14 protein-coding genes and 1 pseudogene are annotated in these 18,132 nt (G+C 70.7%); 4 read left to right on the forward strand and 11 right to left on the reverse strand.

Annotated features, from left to right (window positions below):
• Positions 1-64: 64 nt before the first annotated feature.
• The 6 genes and pseudogenes from JAO84_RS25015 to JAO84_RS25040 all read right to left on the reverse strand — a co-directional run bounded on the left by JAO84_RS25015 (position 65) and on the right by JAO84_RS25040 (position 8,226).
• Positions 65-3,887: pseudogene (locus JAO84_RS25015) on the reverse strand (multifunctional oxoglutarate decarboxylase/oxoglutarate dehydrogenase thiamine pyrophosphate-binding subunit/dihydrolipoyllysine-residue succinyltransferase subunit).
• Positions 3,888-4,189: 302 nt separating this feature from the next.
• The gene (locus JAO84_RS25020; protein WP_370416862.1) at positions 4,190-5,242 is read right to left on the reverse strand and encodes an ATP-binding protein; all 1,053 of its coding nucleotides are present in this window, start codon (positions 5,240-5,242) and stop codon (positions 4,190-4,192) included.
• Positions 5,243-5,382: 140 nt separating this feature from the next.
• Positions 5,383-6,120, reverse strand: a complete 738-nt coding sequence (locus JAO84_RS25025; protein WP_265866529.1) for a response regulator transcription factor — start codon at positions 6,118-6,120, stop codon at positions 5,383-5,385.
• Positions 6,121-6,180: 60 nt separating this feature from the next.
• Positions 6,181-6,885 (reverse strand): spermidine synthase, encoded by a 705-nt coding sequence (locus tag JAO84_RS25030; RefSeq protein ID WP_370414863.1) that lies wholly within the window; start codon positions 6,883-6,885, stop codon positions 6,181-6,183.
• Between the two features lie 144 nt (positions 6,886-7,029).
• The gene (locus JAO84_RS25035) at positions 7,030-7,530 is read right to left on the reverse strand and encodes a hypothetical protein (protein WP_370414864.1); all 501 of its coding nucleotides are present in this window, start codon (positions 7,528-7,530) and stop codon (positions 7,030-7,032) included.
• A 60-nt stretch (positions 7,531-7,590) separates the two neighbouring features.
• Entirely contained in the window at positions 7,591-8,226 is a 636-nt protein-coding gene (locus tag JAO84_RS25040; protein ID WP_370414865.1) for a GNAT family N-acetyltransferase, read from the reverse strand.
• A 130-nt stretch (positions 8,227-8,356) separates the two neighbouring features.
• Here JAO84_RS25040 and lon point away from each other — a divergent pair, with 130 nt between their 5' ends.
• Positions 8,357-10,768, forward strand: a complete 2,412-nt coding sequence (lon, locus tag JAO84_RS25045; protein ID WP_370414866.1) for an endopeptidase La — start codon at positions 8,357-8,359, stop codon at positions 10,766-10,768.
• Positions 10,769-10,836: 68 nt separating this feature from the next.
• On the opposite strand, the gene JAO84_RS25050 is transcribed toward lon, so the two are convergent.
• The 3 genes from JAO84_RS25050 to JAO84_RS25060 all read right to left on the reverse strand — a co-directional run bounded on the left by JAO84_RS25050 (position 10,837) and on the right by JAO84_RS25060 (position 14,094).
• On the reverse strand, positions 10,837-11,988 hold the full coding sequence (locus JAO84_RS25050) for a glutamate--cysteine ligase (protein WP_370414867.1): 1,152 nt from the start codon (positions 11,986-11,988) through the stop codon (positions 10,837-10,839).
• A 212-nt stretch (positions 11,989-12,200) separates the two neighbouring features.
• The gene (locus tag JAO84_RS25055) at positions 12,201-13,574 is read right to left on the reverse strand and encodes a VanZ family protein (protein WP_370414868.1); all 1,374 of its coding nucleotides are present in this window, start codon (positions 13,572-13,574) and stop codon (positions 12,201-12,203) included.
• A 91-nt stretch (positions 13,575-13,665) separates the two neighbouring features.
• Positions 13,666-14,094, reverse strand: coding sequence for a hypothetical protein (locus JAO84_RS25060; protein ID WP_265866522.1), 429 nt, complete (start codon positions 14,092-14,094; stop codon positions 13,666-13,668).
• A 272-nt stretch (positions 14,095-14,366) separates the two neighbouring features.
• Here JAO84_RS25060 and JAO84_RS25065 point away from each other — a divergent pair, with 272 nt between their 5' ends.
• Positions 14,367-15,200: a Scr1 family TA system antitoxin-like transcriptional regulator gene (locus tag JAO84_RS25065; RefSeq protein WP_370414869.1), complete on the forward strand. Its 834-nt coding sequence runs from the start codon at positions 14,367-14,369 to the stop codon at positions 15,198-15,200.
• A complete protein-coding gene (locus JAO84_RS25070; protein WP_370414870.1) occupies positions 15,182-15,451 on the forward strand; it encodes a DUF397 domain-containing protein in 270 nt (89 codons plus the stop codon). Before JAO84_RS25065 ends, JAO84_RS25070 begins: the two co-directional genes overlap by 19 nt.
• A gap of 4 nt (positions 15,452-15,455) precedes the next feature.
• Here the strand turns inward: JAO84_RS25070 and JAO84_RS25075 are convergent, their stop codons facing one another.
• Positions 15,456-16,322: a lytic polysaccharide monooxygenase gene (locus JAO84_RS25075; RefSeq protein ID WP_370414871.1), complete on the reverse strand. Its 867-nt coding sequence runs from the start codon at positions 16,320-16,322 to the stop codon at positions 15,456-15,458.
• 210 nt (positions 16,323-16,532) lie between these two features.
• Positions 16,533-17,396, reverse strand: a complete 864-nt coding sequence (locus tag JAO84_RS25080) for a lysozyme (protein ID WP_370414872.1) — start codon at positions 17,394-17,396, stop codon at positions 16,533-16,535.
• 249 nt (positions 17,397-17,645) lie between these two features.
• Here JAO84_RS25080 and JAO84_RS25085 point away from each other — a divergent pair, with 249 nt between their 5' ends.
• Entirely contained in the window at positions 17,646-18,131 is a 486-nt protein-coding gene (locus JAO84_RS25085) for a MarR family transcriptional regulator (protein ID WP_265866517.1), read from the forward strand.
• Position 18,132: the final 1 nt, after the last annotated feature.

Consider the following 18,132-nt stretch of genomic DNA (forward strand, 5'->3'; position numbering starts at 1 on the left):
GCCGGAGGCCCGGCCCCCCTTTCGGGGAGCCGGGCCTCGGTCGTACGCGATCCGATCAGCGGGATCAGGCGTCGAAGACCTCCGCGACCAGCTGCGCCTGCTCCGCCTGGTGGCGCTTGGCCGAGCCGACCGCCGGGGACGAGCCGTGCGGGCGGGAGATCCGGCGCAGGCGCTCGCCCGCCGGGATGTCCGCGCCGACCGCCAGGTCGAGGTGGTCGATCAGGTTGAGCGCGATGAACGGCCAGGCACCCTGGTTCGCCGGCTCCTCCTGGGCCCACAGGTACTTCTCGGCGTTCGGGTACTTCGCGATCTCGGCCTGCAGCTCGGCACCCGGCAGCGGGTACAGGCGCTCCAGACGGATGATCGCGGTGTCCGTGACGCCGCGCTTCTGCCGCTCGGCCTCCAGGTCGTAGTAGACCTTGCCGGCGCAGAAGACGACCTTGCGGACGTCCGCCGCGTTCGTCGTACCCGCCTCGACGGCGGAGTCGCCGATCACCGGGCGGAAGCCGCCGGTGGTGAACTCCTCCACCTTCGACGCCGCGGCCTTCAGACGCAGCATCGACTTCGGGGTGAAGACGATGAGCGGCTTGTGGTGCGGGTTGTGGACCTGCCAGCGCAGCAGGTGGAAGTAGTTCGACGGCAGCGTCGGCATGGCGACCGTCATGTTGTCCTGGGCGCACATCTGGAGGAAGCGCTCCGGGCGCGCGGACGAGTGGTCCGGGCCCTGGCCCTCGTAGCCGTGCGGCAGGAGCAGCGTGACGCCGGAGGTCTGGCCCCACTTCTGCTCGGCCGAGGAGATGAACTCGTCGACGACGGTCTGCGCGCCGTTGACGAAGTCGCCGAACTGGGCCTCCCAGACGACCAGGGAGTCCGGACGGGCCAGCGAGTAGCCGTACTCGAAGCCCATCGCCGCGTACTCGCTGAGCAGCGAGTCGTAGACGTTGAAGTGGGCCTGCTCGTCCGTCAGGTAGAGCAGCGGCGTGTAGTCCTCGCCGGTCTCCTGGTCGACCAGGACCGCGTGGCGCTGGCCGAAGGTGCCGCGGCGGGAGTCCTGGCCGGAGAGCCGGACCGGGGTGCCCTCCATCAGCAGGGAGCCGATGGCGAGGGTCTCGCCGAAGCCCCAGTCGATGGTGCCGTCGTCGATCGAGGCCGCGCGGCGCTGCAGCTGCGGCAGCAGACGCGGGTGGACCGTGACCCGCTCCGGGATGTTGACCTGCGACTCCGCGATCCGCTTCACGACCTCCTGGGAGACCGCGGTGGTCACGGCGACCGGGAACTGCGGCTTCGCGTCCGGGACCTGCGCCTGGGCCGGCGCCGAGGTGGCCTCGCGGACCTCCGCGAAGACCTTCTCCAGCTGGCCCTGGAAGTCCTGGAGGGCCTGCTCGGCCTCTTCCAGGGTGATGTCGCCGCGACCGATCAGCGACTCGGTGTAGAGCTTGCGCACCGAACGCTTCTTGTCGATCAGGGTGTACATCTGCGGGTTGGTGAACTGCGGGTTGTCGCCCTCGTTGTGACCGCGGCGGCGGTAGCAGATGAGGTCGATCACGACGTCCTTGTTGAACGTCTGGCGGAACTCGAAGGCGAGCCGCGCCACGCGGACGCAGGCCTCCGGGTCGTCGCCGTTCACGTGGAAGATCGGCGCCTCGATCATGCGGGCCACGTCCGTCGCGTACATCGAGGAACGCGAGGACTCGGGGGCCGCGGTGAAGCCGACCTGGTTGTTGATGACGATGTGGACCGTGCCGCCGGTGCGGTAGCCGCGCAGCTGCGACATGTTCAGCGTCTCGGCCACGACGCCCTGGCCCGCGAAGGCCGCGTCGCCGTGCAGGGCGACCGGCAGGACGGTGAAGTCCGTGCCGCCCTTGTTGATGACGTCCTGCTTGGCGCGGGAGACACCCTCCAGGACCGGGTCGACCGCCTCCAGGTGGGAGGGGTTGGCGACCAGGGAGACCTTGATCTGCTCGCCGTCGAGACCGGTGAAGGTGCCCTCGGCGCCCAGGTGGTACTTCACGTCGCCGGAGCCGTGCATCGACTTCGGGTCGAGGTTGCCCTCGAACTCGCGGAAGATCTGCGCGTACGACTTGCCGACGATGTTGGCGAGGACGTTGAGGCGGCCGCGGTGGGCCATGCCGATGACGACCTCGTCGAGGCGGGACTCGGCCGCCGAGTCGATGACCGCGTCGAGCAGCGGGATGACGGACTCGCCGCCCTCCAGGGAGAACCGCTTCTGGCCGACGTACTTGGTCTGCAGGAAGGTCTCGAAGGCCTCCGCCGCGTTCAGCCGGCGCAGGATGCGCAGCTGCTCCTCGCGCTCCACGCGCGCGTGGGGACGCTCGACGCGGTCCTGGATCCACTTGCGCTGCTTCGGGTCCTGGATGTGCATGAACTCGATGCCGGTGGTGCGGCAGTACGAGTCGCGGAGCACGCCGAGGATGTCGCGGAGCTTCATCATCGACTTGCCGGCGAAGCCGCCGACCGCGAACTCGCGCTCCAGGTCCCACAGGGTGAGGCCGTGCTCGGTGATGTCCAGGTCGGGGTGCTTGCGCTGCTTGTACTCCAGCGGGTCGGTGTCGGCCATGACGTGGCCGCGGACCCGGTAGGAGTGGATCAGCTCGAAGACCCGCGCGGCCTTGGTGACGTCGTCGTCGTGCGAGGCGTCGATGTCCTTGAGCCAGCGGACCGGCTCGTAGGGGATGCGCAGCGACTTGAAGACGTCGTCGTAGAAGCCGTCCTCGCCGAGGAGGAGGTTGGCGACGATCCGCAGGAACTCGCCGGAGGCCGCGCCCTGGATGACCCGGTGGTCGTAGGTCGAGGTCAGGGTCATGACCTTGGAGATGCCCAGCTTGTTCAGGGTGTCCTGGGAGGTGCCCTGGAACTCGGCGGGGTAGTCCATGGAGCCGACGCCCATGATGACCGACTGTCCGGGCATCAGACGCGGCACGGAGTGGACGGTGCCGAGGCCGCCGGGGTTGGTCAGGGAGACCGTGACGCCGGTGAAGTCCTCCATCGTCAGCTTGCCGACGCGGGCGCGCTTGACGATGTCCTCGTAGGCCTGCCAGAACTCGAAGAAGTTCAGGGTCTCGGCCTTCTTGATGCCGGCGACGACGAGCTGGCGGTCGCCGTTGGGCTTCACCAGGTCGATCGCGAGGCCGAAGTTCACGTGCTCCGGCTTGACCAGGGTCGGCTTGCCGTCCTTCTCCGCGAAGGAGTGGTTCATCGTCGGCATGGCCTTGATCGCCTGCACCATCGCGTAGCCGATCAGGTGCGTGAAGGAGATCTTCCCGCCCCGGGCGCGCTTGAGGTGGTTGTTGATGACGATCCGGTTGTCGAAGAGCAGCTTCACCGGGACGGCGCGGACGGACGTGGCCGTCGGCATCTCCAGCGAGGCGTTCATGTTCTTCGCGACGGCGGCGGCCGGGCCGCGCAGGGTGACCAGCTCGGGGCCGGCGGGCGCCTCGGTGGCGGGGGCCGCGGCCGGCTTCGCCGGGGCGGCCTTCGCGGGGGCCGGGGCGGCCGGAGCGGCCTTCACCGGAGCCGGGGCGGCGGCCGCGGGCTTGGCCGCGGTGGGGGGCGGCGGCCGGCGCGGGCACGGAGGCCGGAGCGGCGGGCGCGGCAGGTGCGGCCTGTGCGGGGCCCGCCTGCGGCGCGGCGGGCGCGCTCGGGGTGGTCGGCGTGGTGGCGGCCGGGGCGGGGGTCTCCGCGCCACCGGGCTTGTAGTCGGCGAAGAAGTCCCACCAGGCACGATCGACCGAATTCGGGTCCTGGAGGTACTGCTGGTAGATCTCGTCGACGAGCCACTCATTGGCACCGAAGGCGGCGGCGGGGGACTTCCCCTGCCCGTCCTGGTCGGTCGGGGAGCTCGGGGTACTGGGGGACTGAGACGACACGGCGGCAACCGCCCTCTTCCGCTTCACAAGGTGATGGACAGCGGAAATAAAGGCTACGCCTCCCTGGCCTGGAGGTGCAGGCCGGGCACTCCAACGTCGCGCAAGTCACACTTGACGGGGTGTTTCGCCGCTGTGAATGGCGGGAAACAAGCGTGGTTCCGGTGCAGTGAGGGTACGGAGCAGCGTGGCTGCGGCCCGCTGGACCGCACCCCTGACCGGTTCCGCGCGTCACCTGTACGAATCCCGCACGGGGCAGTCGTACACGTACACGCAGAACGAGAGCTTCCGGTTCGAACCCTACGTCAATCCCGTGCGGGAAAGCTGCCCGGAAGAGTGAGCTGAATGCGGCATCCACGTGACGATTCGGCCACGCCGATGTGACCGCCGTGCAGATCCACCGCCCAGCGCGCGATGGCCAGGCCGAGACCGGTGCCGCCGTCGCTGCCCGGGCCCTGCTGCGCCGGGACCGCGCCCCGGTTGAAGCGCTCGAAGACCTTGTGCCGCTCCGACGCCGGGATCCCGGGGCCCTCGTCGGCGACCTCGAGGACCAGCGACTCGGGACACAGGCCGCGCCGGGCCCGTACGGTCACGCGCCCGTGCGGCGGGGAGTGCTTCACCGCGTTGTCGATCAGATTGGCCATCACCTGGTGCAGCCGCTCCGCGTCCGCGTGCGCGGTCAGCTCGGGCGGCGAGACGTCCAGGTGCAGATGCACGTCGGTGCGGCGGTGCAGGCCGGAGGTGGAGGACAGACCGCGCTGGGAGGCGGCGAGATTGGCCTCGCGCAGCACCCCGGACAGATACGGCCACACCTCGAAGCGGGTGCGCCGGAGCGTGACGACACCGTTGTCGAGCCGTGACAGGTCGAGCAGCGTCTCCACCAGCCGGCCGAGCCGCTCGGTCTGCTTCAGGGCCGTGCGCATGGTCTCCGGGTCGGCCTCGGAGACACCGTCCACGACGTTCTCCAGGAGCGCCCGCAGCGCGGCGATGGGGGTGCGCAGCTCGTGCGAGACATTGGCCACCAGCTCCTTGCGGTGCCGGTCCACGGCCTCCAGGTCGTCCGCCATGCGGTTGATCGTGGAGGCCAGGTCGCCGAGCTCGTCACGGCGGTCGGCGCCGCGCACCCGGCGGCTGAAGTCGCCGTCCGAGATCGACCCGGCGACATGGTTCATCTCGTCGAGCGGCGCGGTCAGCGACTGCGCCACGAACTGGGTGATCAGCAGGGTCGCGATCATCGCGAAGATCGTGATGTAGCGGAACTCGGTCGAGGTGCGGATCGCCACCAGGGCGAGGCCCGAGGTCAGCAGGACCGCCCCGACGACCAGGGCGCCCAGCTTGGTCTTGATCGAGATCGCTATCCGGTGCCGCCGCCGGCGGCGGGCGAGCGGCCCGCGGGGGGCGCTCGGCGACTCGGGGCCCGCCGGTCCTTCGGGTCCCTGTGGTCCGTCGGGTCGCTCCGACCCCGCTGGTCCCTCCGGCCCCCTGGGCCCCCGCCGGCTCACGGCGCCGGGGTCTCCAGGGCGTAGCCGACGCCATGGACCGTACGGATCCGCTCGGCGCCGATCTTCCGGCGCAGCGCCTTGATGTGGGAGTCCACGGTCCGGGTACCGGAGGCGTCCGCCCAGTCCCACACCTCGGCCAGCAGCTGCTCGCGGGAGAGCACCGCGCGCGGGGTGTTCGCCAGGCAGACGAGCAGGTCGAACTCGGTGGGCGTCAGATGCACGTCCTCCGCGCGGACCCGGACCCGGCGCTGCGCGTGGTCGATCTCCAGCTCGCCGAGCCGCAGGATCCCGCTGCGCGGGGTGACGGCGGCGAGCGCGGCCCGCTCCACCCGGCGCAGCAGCACGTGCACCCGGGCGGCCAGCTCGCGCATGGAGAACGGCTTCGTCATGTAGTCGTCGGCGCCGACGCCCAGGCCGACCAGCATGTCCGTCTCGTCGTCCCGCGCGGTGAGCATCAGGACCGGGACGGGGCGCTGGGCCTGCACCCGGCGGCAGACCTCCAGGCCGTCGAAGCCGGGCAGCATCACGTCGAGCACCATCAGGTCCGGCTGCCACGCCTCGGCGGCGTCCACCGCGGCCGGGCCGTCGGTCGCGGTCTGCACCAGGAAGCCCTCGGCCCGCAGCCGCGCGGAGATCGCCTCCACGATCGTGGCGTCGTCCTCGACGACCAGGACGCGGCGCTGAGCTCCCGGAGTCGTCGCCGCACCGTGGTTCGTGGTGTGTGTCTGCTCCATTGCCCCGCCTCGCGTCGCCAACATCGGTGCAGCAGCCTAGAGGCAGCGGCGCCGTCAAGGCTACGCAGGCGATCCGGCGGGGCGGACGGCGAGGTGGACCACGTCGGGGACGCCCCGGGCAACGGGGATCTCTTCCGTCCGTACCCCGCTGAATCCGGCATTCCGCAACGAGCCTTCGAAATCGGCGGAGGGCTGCGCGGACCACACGGCGAGGATTCCGCCCGGCTTCAGGCGGGCCGCGCAGGCCGCCAAACCCTCGGCGGAATAAAGGGATTCGTTGTCCTCGGTGACCGTCCAGTCCGGCCCGTTGTCGATGTCCAGACACAGCGCGTCGTAGGTGTCCGGTGAGGTGCGGACGTACTCCACCAGGTCCGTGTGCAGGATCACGGTGCGCGGATCGGCGAGCGCCTGGCCCGACACGGTGGCCAGCGGACCCTGCCGGTGCCAGTCGATGATCGCCTCCTCACGCTCGGCGACGGCGATCCGTCCCCAGCGCGGATCGGCGGCGGCGTGCGCCAGCGAGAAGCCGACACCGAGACCGCCGATCAGGACGGCGGCGCCCGGCCGCCGCTCCTCGGGCAGGGCGTCCATCGCCGCGTCCACGAGCAGCCGCTCCGAGCGCCCGTCGGAGGTGTCCATCAGGAAGGTGCCGTTGGCGATGATCTCGTAGTGGGTGCGGTCCCCGGCGTGCGCGGCGTCCCGCCGGCGCAGGACGACCTCTCCGTACGGGCCCTCGCGGCGGTCGAGGGTGACGGGGCTGGTCATGCTCACTCCCTGGCTCGGTGCGTACGTGTCCGACCCGGCCATCCTCCGGAAGGCGGGGCGGCCGGGACAAACCCTTATCGGCGCTTTCCGGACAGGGCGCGCGGACGGGGCGCGGCCGCGGGGCGCGCACCTCAGGGCGTGGCCTCAGGGCGCGGTCGGCGGGCCGCCGTCGGGGAGGGCGTCGAAGACCCGCTGGAGCGCGGGCGGGCGGTCCTCGCCGTCGCGGGTGAGGACGAGCCGGTGGGCGTACGTGACGGCGTACTCGAATCCGTCGGCGACCGGGCGGCCGGTGGGGCGGTCCGGAACCTTCGCGTACGCCGGGTCCTCCAGGGCGGCGCGGAGCTCGGCGACACGGGCCGGGGTCATCCGGCCGGTGCTCGGCTCGCCGGTGCCCCTGCGGAGGGTCCAGGAGCCGTCGTAATGGACGACCAGCTTGTTCCGGACGCCCGCGAAGCCGCCGCTGACGACGACCTCGACCAGGTCTTCCTGGGGGGCCGGCTGCTCGTCCCGGGTCTGCCCGTCCCGGGGTGCGGTGCTGCTCGGGCCGGGGGTGTCCGGGGGCGCCGCGGGGGCCTGGCCGCAGCCGGTGACCACGACGACCGCGGCGAGGACCGCCGCCGCTCCGTACCGCTTCACGTGCTCCATGGCCCGAGCATGCCCGCACTTCGGGGTCGTCCGCAGCCGGAACGAGTGAAGGGGACCGGTTCAGGCGGTGCGGACGATGCCGGTGAGCGGACCGCGGTGGTACCAGTCGAGGGAGTCGTAGAGCGCCATCCCGTCGGTCGTCGCCGACAGGACCCCGGTCTCGGCGCCGGCCTGCGCGGCGGCAGCCTCCAGGGTGCGCATCACATTGGCGCCGAGGCCGCGCCGCCGGTGGGCCGGATCCGTCTCTATCTGGTCCGCGACCGCCGTCTCCCCGGTCGGCGCGATCTGGCCGCGGGCCGCCAGGGTGCCGTCGGGGGCGAGGATGCGCACCCGGATCACCCCGTCGCGGGTCTCGGTGGTGCGCGCGTAGCCCTCGGGCGGCGCGGGCCGGACCGAGGGGTCGAGCCGCTTGGTCATCATGAAGCCGGGGTCGTCGGGCACCGTCCAGCCCTCGGTGATCCAGGGCGTCACCTCCTCGGGCGCGGCCATCACCTTCAGCCAGGCGCCCGGCTCGGCGATCCCCGCGCACAGCTTCCCGACGGACACCGCGTCCGGGTGCGGCAGCACGTGCCGGAAGACGTGCCCGGGGAGTCCGACGTCGATCCGGTAGCCCCAGGGCTCGACGACGGCGGGCGGGGTGCCCCGGGAGACGGTCCAGCCGGCCACCCAGGCCGATGTAATAGCTGCAATATCCATGAGGCCATTACATCGGCTGTTCACGGCCTGCGGAGAGGTGATCGCTCAGAGCGAACAGGGGGTGGGGAACATTCCTGGGCGCAGATGCATTGAGTCGGCATAGCTCAACTTGACTGCCGAAGGGGAGATCATGGCTGCTGAGTCCATGGCGTCCGCGCCGATCGCTCTGCCTGTGCTGCCGCTCGACGACGAGGTCGTGCTGCCCGGAATGGTGGTGCCGCTGGACCTGTCCGACAACGACGTACGGGCCGCGGTCGAGGCCGCGCAGGCCGCCGCGCGCGGCGGGACCGGGAAGCCCCGGGTGCTGCTGGTGCCGCGGGTGGACGGCACGTACGCCGGGACCGGTGTGCTCGGCACCGTCGAGCAGGTCGGACGGCTGTCCGACGGCGACCCCGGCGCCCTGATCCGCGCCCGCGGCCGGGTCCGCATCGGCGCCGGGACCACCGGCCCCGGCGGCGCCCTGTGGGTCGAGGGCACCGTCGTCGAGGAGGTCCTGCCCGAGCCGCTGCCCGGCTCCGTGACCGAACTGGTCAAGGAGTACAAGGCGCTGGCCACCAGCTGGCTGCGCAAGCGCGGCGCCTGGCAGGTCGTCGACCGCGTCCAGCAGATCGAGGGCGTCGGCGCCCTCGCCGACAACTCGGGCTACTCGCCCTTCCTCACCGTCGAGCAGAAGCTCGCGCTCCTGGAGACCGCCGACCCGGTCGCCCGCCTCAAGCTCGCCACCGCGCAGCTGCGCGAGCACCTGGCCGAGCAGGACGTCGCCGAGACCATCGCCAAGGACGTCCAGGAGGGCGTCGACAAGCAGCAGCGCGAGTTCCTGCTGCGGCGTCAGCTCGAAGCCGTCCGCAAGGAGCTGCGCGAGCTCAACGGCGAGGCCGAGGCCGACGAGACCGACGACTACCGGGCCCGCGTCGAGGCCGCCGACCTGCCGGAGAAGGTCCGCGAAGCGGCCCTCAAGGAGGTCGAGAAGCTGGAGCGGTCCAGCGACCAGTCCCCGGAGGGCTCCTGGATCCGCACCTGGCTGGACACCGTGCTCGAACTCCCGTGGAACGAGCGGACCGAGGACCGGTACGACATCCTGGGCGCCAAGGCGGTCCTGGACGCCGAGCACGCGGGCCTGGAGGACGTGAAGGAGCGCATCACGGAGTACCTGGCCGTCCGCAAGCGCCGGGCCGAGCGCGGCCTCGGCGTGGTCGGCGGCCGCCGCGGCGGCGCGGTGCTCGCGCTCGTCGGCCCGCCCGGCGTCGGCAAGACCTCGCTCGGCGAGTCCGTCGCGCACGCGATGGGCCGCAAGTTCGTCCGGGTCGCCCTCGGCGGCGTGCGGGACGAGGCGGAGATCCGCGGCCACCGGCGCACGTACGTCGGCGCGCTGCCCGGCCGTATCGTCCGGGCGATCAAGGAGGCCGGGTCCATGAACCCGGTGGTCCTGCTCGACGAGATCGACAAGGTCGGCTCCGACTTCCGGGGCGACCCGGCGGCGGCGCTGCTCGAAGTCCTCGACCCGGCGCAGAACCACACCTTCCGCGACCACTACCTGGAGGTCGAACTCGACCTGAGCGACGTGGTCTTCCTGGCCACGGCGAACGTCCTGGAGGCCATCCCGGAGGCCCTGCTCGACCGCATGGAGCTGGTCCGCCTCGACGGCTACACCGAGGACGAGAAGGTCGTCATCGCCCGTGACCACCTGCTGCCCCGGCAGCTGGAGCGGGCCGGCCTCGCCGAGGGCGAGATCGTCCTGGAGGAGTCGGCGCTGCGCAAGCTGGCCGGCGAGTACACCCGGGAGGCGGGCGTCCGCACCCTGGAGCGCTCGATCGCCCGGCTGCTCCGCAAGGTGGCCGCCCAGCACGAGCTCGGCGAGCGCGAGCTGCCCGCCACCCTCGGCGAGGACGACCTGCGCGGCCTGATCGGCCGGCCGCACCACGTGCCCGAGTCCGCCCAGGACCCGGCCGAGCGCCGTACCTCGGTGCCCGGTGTGGCCACCGGTCTCGCCGTCACCGGCGCGGGCGGCGACGTGCTCTTCGTCGAGGCCTCGCTGGCCGACCCGGAGACCGGCGCGGCCGGACTGACCCTCACCGGTCAGCTGGGCGACGTGATGAAGGAGTCCGCGCAGATCGCGCTCTCCTTCCTCCGCTCGCACGGCGCGGAGCTGGAGCTGCCCGTCACCGGTCTCAAGGACCGCGGCGTGCACATCCACTTCCCGGCCGGCGCGGTCCCGAAGGACGGCCCCAGCGCGGGCATCACGATGACCACCGCCCTCGCCTCGCTGCTCAGCGGCCGGCAGGTGCGCACGGACGTCGCGATGACCGGCGAGGTCTCCCTCACCGGCCGGGTCCTCCCGATCGGTGGCCTGAAGCAGAAGCTCCTCGCCGCCCACCGCGCGGGCATCACGACGGTCGTGATCCCCAAGCGCAACGAGGCCGACCTCGACGACGTCCCCGCCGAGATCCTCCAGAAGCTGGAGGTCCACCCGGTCACGGACGTCCGCCAGGTCCTGGAGATCGCGCTGACCCCGGCGGAGCTCGCGGTGAGCGCGGCGGCGTGACGGCCGGTCCGGCCTGACGGCCGGTCCGGTGGGGCGCGTTCCGCGTGGGGCGCGCCCCACCGGCCGTCTCAGGCGGGGGTGGTACGGCGTACGGCGTCGGCGACGACCGAGGCGAGACCCGGGGCGCCGTCCCGCGCGGCCCGCTGGAGGTCGGCCCCGGTGCCCCGGGCGAACAGCAGCTCCAGTCCGCGCACGGTCCGGTCCAGGTCGCCGGCGGCCCGCAGGGCCGGGGTGACATGGTGGAGCAGGGCCTCCAGGACGGCCGCCGCCGGGGCCGGCTGCCAGGTCAGCGGGTGCAGCAGCTCGCCCCGGAGCCCGTATCGGCTGGCCCGCCAGGACGCCAGGCGCAGCACGGCGGTCGGAACGGGATCGGCCTCCCGGCCCGCCCGCCAGGACCTCGCCTCGGTGTCCACCAGGGCGCGGACGAGGACGGCCAGGAGCACCCCGTCCTCGACGTGCTGGCACACATCGCCGACCCGCACCTCCACCGTCGGGTATCGGCGGGACAGCCGGGCGTCGAAGTAGACCATGTGGTCGTCGACGAGCACCTCGCTCGCCAGCATCGCCCGCGTGGTCTCCTCGTACGCCGCGACGTCGCCGTACAGCTCGCTCGGCCCGCTCATCGGCCAGCGCGACCAGAGCTGGTGGCGCCAGCTCGCGTAGCCGGTGTCCCGGCCCTGCCAGTACGGCGAATTGGCGCTGAGCGCGAGGAGCGGCGCGAGCCAGGGCCGGAGCCGGTCGAGGACCCCGACGCCCTCCTCGGCGGAGGCGAGATGGACGTGCACGTGACAGGCGCAGGTGAGCTTGTCGTCGACGAGCCGGGCGAACCGGTCCTCGATCCGCCGGTAGCGGTCGGCCGGATTGAGCAGCGGGTCGAAGCGCACCGGCGCGGTCGCGAGGGCCGCGACGGCCGCGCCCGCCTCCTTGGCGGCGGCCGCGGCGGCGGTCCTGGCCTGCCGCAGCCGCTCGTCGAGCTCGGCCGAGGTGGCGCAGGGCGGGGTGGCGATCTCCAGCATCTCGCAGAACAACTCGGACTTCGCCGGCTCGCCCCGCTCCGCCGGCCGCAGCACATCGGCGTGCCAGGCGGCGATCTCGGTGACGGCGCCGGACAGCGGCCGGGGCATCCCGCTCTCGGGATCGACGAGGAGCAGTTCCTCCTCCACCCCGACCGTGCGCGGCCCATCTCCGCGGTGGTAGACCCACCGCTGCTGCTTCCGCATGGAGTGCTCACCTTCGCGATCGGACGACGTGCGCTGACGGCCGTTCGAACAGAGCTCTCCCGAAGCTTGTCCACGGAACCACCCACTCCCACCCGTCCTGGTGCGGATGGCGCGAAATCGACACCCGATGGAGCGACGGAGGGTACGAGGGCGACGCACACCTCGGGCGCCTCCCGCGTGGCCTGTCCGGCAGACGGGGCGGCAGGCGCTGTTTACTGAGCCGCCTCGCCCACCACTTCATTGATGGGCACGCCTGCTGATTGCGAGCTGAAACTAATGAGATTTCGCGCCTCGGCGTCGATGACTGCGAGACCGCTCCCTCCCTTGATCTGACCAAAGGCGAGCCAGTGAATCTTCCACTCGTCGTCGACTGATTTCGCGACCAGCTCGAGTTCGACCGGTGTACCCGAGCCGACCGCGGCTGCCTGACGGAACATTCTGGCTGCCTCTTCCCTCGTCACTCTGGGGGCAGGAAGAGCGGGATCATCGATATCGCGCATGATGAGCTGGGTCATCGCTCCGGAAGGGTCGACCTGAATGTCGAGCCGCATCGGCATCATCACGCCATCCTTGTTGTGGCGGCGCCAGCTTGTCATCCAGCCCATCTCGGCCTTGGCCCCCACGGGCGACGTGACGGGTTCGGCGCCGCCCAGGGCCCATGGGGCGTGGTCCTTGGCATACGAGAGAGCGAGATCCTGTGCCGCCTGCGCGTTGATGGGGCGACCGACAGGTTTGCCGCCGAGCGGATACCCGGTGGAGCCGTTCCCGCTCGACATGTCGAGGGACGCCTTGAAGGTTCTGCGATCCGGCCAGCTCAACTCGGCGAACCCCACGTCGAGGTTGGCCATCACCGTGCCGGCATCACCACTCGGGCCTCGCGCAAAATCGATGCTGTTGATTTTGAAATGGTTGCCGAATGCGGATGCGACGGCCTTGCGAGCCGCGCCTTGCTGGTCTTCGTTTGCGTCGACGACAGCGACTGTATATGCCACTTTCTCGGGGTGAATGAACGCAACCCAAAGGCCGATGAGGAGCGCGGCAGAACCCAGCCACACGGTGACGAGTGGGCGCGTGGCGTAAAGCAGGCGCACCGAACCTCCGGAGTCGTCGATCCTTGTCACGACCCATCCGACGGCGGCGCCGGCGGCAACTCCGAGAGTGTTCATCAGCAGGTCGCTCGTGTCGCAGCCCCGCCCCAGGAAGGTCAGTGTGGCCTGGGCGGTTTCAATGCCGGTGGTCAGCAGGAAGCCGCCGATGAGGGTTCCCAGGATGTTGCGTGTCGCCAACACGCCGAGGAGGCCGACCGGGAGGAAGAGTCCAGCGTTCAGGATTCCCTGGGATGTCGTGAGGGGCTCGGTTATGTCGCTGTTCACGATGCAGATCCGCGACTGTTCCGTGGGCGATCCGGTCGACCACAGCGTCAGAGAGACGACGGCGGTGACGGCTGCCGCGAGCAAGGCGTGGAACGCGGGGCGCTCGGTTTCTCTCGATCGCGCGATGCGAAAGCGCAGAGCTCCCACGGACAAGGCGATGAGGGTGGCCAAGAGCACGAACATCTCGTGCCCTTTGAATACCGCGTACAGCAATTCAGGGTCTCTCTAGGCGATGGCAGCGCGATGTGATGCGTCCCGGTGCGGTAGCGCACCGGGACGGGAAGCAGGTCGGACGCGAACCGTGTCAGCAGCTGCTGGAGGTGGCGGCAGGCGTCTGGTAGGTCGTTCCGGATGTGTAGAGAAGCCCGTTGGTGGGGTAGCACGGATTGGCGACCCCGCCCCACAGGGCGTAAGCCTCTACCGACGTCGTGATGGTCTGGGACGCCTTGTAATGGGTGCTGCCGCTACGGAGATATCCCAACTTCCCAGTGATGGCGCTTCCGCCCGTCTTGCGGTACACGACCGAGATCGTCTTACCACCGTCTCCGAGGTGGATCGAGAGGTAGCCGTTGGAGAGCGTGGTGCAACGATCGCCGCGCGTGATGTATCCGTCGCTGGGGCAGGTGGTGACCTGCGCGCCTGCGGTTCCGGCGCTCGCTGTGGAGGCGGCTCCCAGTACCGGTACCAGCGTGATCGCGGCCGCGACAGCAACCTTGGAGGCCGATATGCGCATGTGAGAATCCTCAACTTACTTCAAATTGGCATGAGTCTGCGATTCTTCAGCTACGCGGCCGACGAGCAAGAATGTAAACGGGGACTGTGTCAGGTTCAGGGGGTCAATGGCTGATAGGGCGTCAATGTGGCCGGAAGTGGAACCCTCCTGTTCGCCGTTAACCCCCGTTCGGGGGAATCTCCGGGTCCGGGTGCTTTGGGTGAGGGGGAGTCCGTAGAGTCGGTGGTGGCTACGGGGGTGGCAACTGCGCTGCAGGGTTGGGGAGTTAAACCATGGCCAAGGCTAAGCGGCAGGAAGCGTGGGAGTTCTTCGGTGAGCTGCTGAAGGAGCACCGGGAGGCGGCGGGGCTCACGCAGAGCGAGTTGGGTGCGCGGGTGTTCGTCTCCGGGGCGTACATCGGGTTGTTCGAGCAGGGGGTCCGGAAGCCGCAGCTGGAGCTGGCGACGATGTTCGACGAGGTGCTGAAGACGGGGCACCTGTTCGAGAAGACCTGGCGGAGGTTGATCAACAAGTCGCCGTACGCGTCGTATTTTCAGGCGGCGGCCGAGCTGGAGGCCGTGGCGACGAAGATCTGCGAGTTCGCGCCCACCGTTGTGCCTGGCCTGCTGCAGACGCCGGCCTACGCGCGGGTCGTCACCCTCGCCAGCAACCCGCTCGCCACCGATGAGTACGTCGAGGACACCGTCAAAGGGCGGATGGAGCGGTCTGTGATCCTGAAGGACGCGACACGGCCCGTGTACTGGGTCATCCTCCACGAGACGGCGCTTCGCATCCCGGTCGGCGGCCCGGCGGTGATGGCCGAGCAACTGGACCACATCGCGGCGCACGTGCGCGAGCGCAAGGCGCTGGTTCAGGTTCTGCCGTTTGCTGCGGGGGCCCACACCGAGATGGGGAACATGATCCAGCTCATGGAGTTCGAAGACGCGCCTCCAACGGCCTATACGGAGGCGCTGTTTTCGGGGAATCTGCTGGACGATCCGGCAGTGGTGAAGCGTTGCCAGGCGGCCTACGATCTGCTGAGGGCCGCCGCGCTGTCGCCGGAGGCGTCCCTGGCCCTGATCGAATCGGCGGCGGAGGACTACAGACGATGCGCGACTACGACCTGAACAACGCCCACTGGTTCAAGAGCTCCTACAGCGACGGCGACTGCGGAAGTTGCGTCGAGGCGTCGTATGACTTCGCTGACGCCGGCTGGCGCAAGAGCTCCTACAGCGATGGCAACGGCGGCTCCTGCGTAGAGGTCCGGGACGACGTTCCCGGCGTCGTCCCGGTCCGCGACAGCAAGGTCCCCGCCGGGCCGGTCCTCGTGGTGGCCGCCCCGGCGTGGGAGTCCTTCGTCGCCGCCCTGAAGGCCTGACGCCTTAGCCCTCGTTGCGGCGGCGGGTCAGCAGGATGCTGCCCGCGCCGAAGGCGGCGAGTGCGCCGGCGCCCGCGAGGGCGAGGGGGAGGGGGGAGGAGGGGGTTTCGGTGGTGTCGGCGGAGAGGGCCGGGGGCTGTTCGTCGCCGCCGTGGCCCGCGTGGCTGACGGTGGAGAGTGAGGCGCCCGCGGCGATCTTCGACTCCGTCGGGGCCTGCGCGGCCGTGGTGGTGGTCGCGCTGCCGAAGGTGACGTCCGAGCAGCTGTAGAAGGCCTCGGGGCTGTCGTTGCGCTGCCAGACCATGTAGACGATGTGGCGGCCGGTGCGGGACGGCAGGGTGCCGTTGAAGGCGTAGTAGCCGTCGGTCGAGGTGCGGGTGGTGTTGTAGACGGCGGCGGGGGTGCTGTCGAGGTCCGACCACTTGAGCGGCTGCGTCGGGTCGAAGCCCTGCTTGGTGATGTACATCGTCATCGTGCCGGAGTGCGGGGCGGTGACGCGGACCTTGAAGCCGAAGGGGCCGGAGTTCACGGCGGTGGCCGGCCAGTCGGTGCGGGCCCAGTCGAGCGCGCGGTACTTGTCGCGGTTGGCCGAGCAGAGCTTGCCGTCCGGGATGACGGCCTGGTGGTTGCCGTCGGCGTTGGCGATGTTGACCTCGTTCCAGTCGTACAGCGGCTGGGTGCCGGAGTCGGCGACGAGGTCCTTGCACACCTGCGAGTCGGGGGACTCAGGCCCCTCGGCGTAACAGGCGGCGATCCGGCTGACCGGGTTGAACACGGCACCGTGGGCCTGCGCGGCGGTCGGCGTGAGGGAGACGAGCGCGGCGGCGGAGACCGCGGCGAGGGCGGCGGTGGTGCGGCGAGGGGACGGCATGCGGGGGCTCTCTCTCGTGCATGGGGGAGGACGGGTCGAGCAACACACGTGCGACGCACGGGAGTTGCGGCCTCCCTGTGGCGCCGCCAAGAGGGTCGCATTGGTCCATACCAATAGGCAAGAGGGGGTGACCCGTGAACGCGAGGAGGCGGGGCCCCGGGGTGCCGCCGCCCCGGAGCCCCGCCGCGTACCGGCGGACGGATCGCTTCGTCAGCCGTTCGCGAGCGCCTGCACCCGCGAGAGGTCGCCGTTGAAGTGGTTGTGGTCGCCGACCGTCGGGCCGGTCGAGGTGTACTGCCACATCGTGTAGTAGCCCCAGCCGGCCGGGAGCTCGCCGACCGTGGAGTTGTAGCGCGCGACCCACAGCGGGTTGGTGGTGGCGAAGCCGCCGTAGTTGCCGGTGCACTGCTTCCACCAGCTGGTGGCCGTGTAGATCACCGGGTCGCGGCCGGTCCGGTACTTGTAGCGGTTCACGAAGTCGCGGATCCAGGAGACCATCCCCGACTGCGTCTTGCCGTAGCAGGTCGCGCCGTACGGGTTCCACTCGATGTCGAGCGCGCCGGGCAGCGTCTTGCCGTCCTTCGACCAGCCGCCGCCGTTGTTCACGAAGTAGTCGGCCTGCGCCGCGCCCGTCGTGGTGTCTGGCGTGGCGAAGTGGTACGAGCCGCGGATCATGCCCACGTTGTACGAGCCGTTGTACTGCTGCGCGAAGTAGGTGTTCTTGTAGTAGGTGCCTTCCGTCGCCTTGACGTAGGCCCACTTCACCCCGCTGTTCCACAGCGTCGACCAGGCGACGTTCCCCTGGTGGCTGGAGACGTCCACGCCCTCGGTCTGGACGGCCTGGATCGAGATGCCGCCGGGCGCCGTGCCCTGGCCGTCGTGGGCGATCACGCCCATGCCCATGTAGGCGGAGCCGCGGGCGGGGACCTGCTTGGCGGCCGGGGCGGCCTTCGGGGTCTTGGCGTCGGGGTCCGGCGCGGCGCTCGCGGTGCCGGAGAGGGCGAGGGGGAGGGTGAGGGTCAGGGCCGCGAGAGCGGCGCCGGCGAGGGTCGTTCCGGATCTGTGCACACGCATCGCGTGCCTCCGAGGGGCTCGGCGGGGGAACCAGGACGGGGGAACCAGGACGGAGCTGTCCGCGTCAAAGCTGGCGCGGACATGTCATGCGGTGTCGCCGGAGACGACGCTACGCACGTAGACCCGCCGGGCGGAAGAGGGCCCGGCGGCTGCCGTTGGTCTACGCCTGCGAAATACTGAAAGAGCTGCGGCGATGGCCGCCGGCGTAAGAAACTTTCAGCGAGCGGAAAGCGCGCGAGGGGTGCTGACGTGCACGTAAGCGGTACGGGGAGTGAAGCCGGACCCAAGAGCGGGAGTGGTGTGGACCAGGAATTCCTCGCCCTGGAACGCGAACTGGCGGTCTTTCTGCGCCGTGCCCGCGCCCAGTCCGGCGAGATGGCCCGCGAGGTCCACCCCGAACTGGAGCCCGCCGCCTACGGACTCTTCGTCCGGCTCGACGACGCCGGACCCCAGCGCGCCACCGACCTGGCGGGCTACTTCGGCGTCGGCAAGGCCACGATGAGCCGCCAGCTGCGCGCCCTGGAGGACCTCGGCCTGGTCGCCCGCGACCCCGACCCCGCCGACGGCCGCGCCTCCCTGGTCCGGCTCACCGAGGAGGGCCAGGGCCGCTTCCGCCACGTCCGGGACGCCCGCCGCGAGCGGTACGTCCGCAAGCTCGCCGACTGGGACCGCGCCGAGGTCGCGGAACTGGCCCGGCTGCTCCACCACTTCAACGTACGGTCGGCGGAGGGCTGAG

This window comes from Streptomyces fradiae (genome assembly GCF_041270065.1).
Classification (GTDB): Bacteria; Actinomycetota; Actinomycetes; order Streptomycetales; family Streptomycetaceae; genus Streptomyces.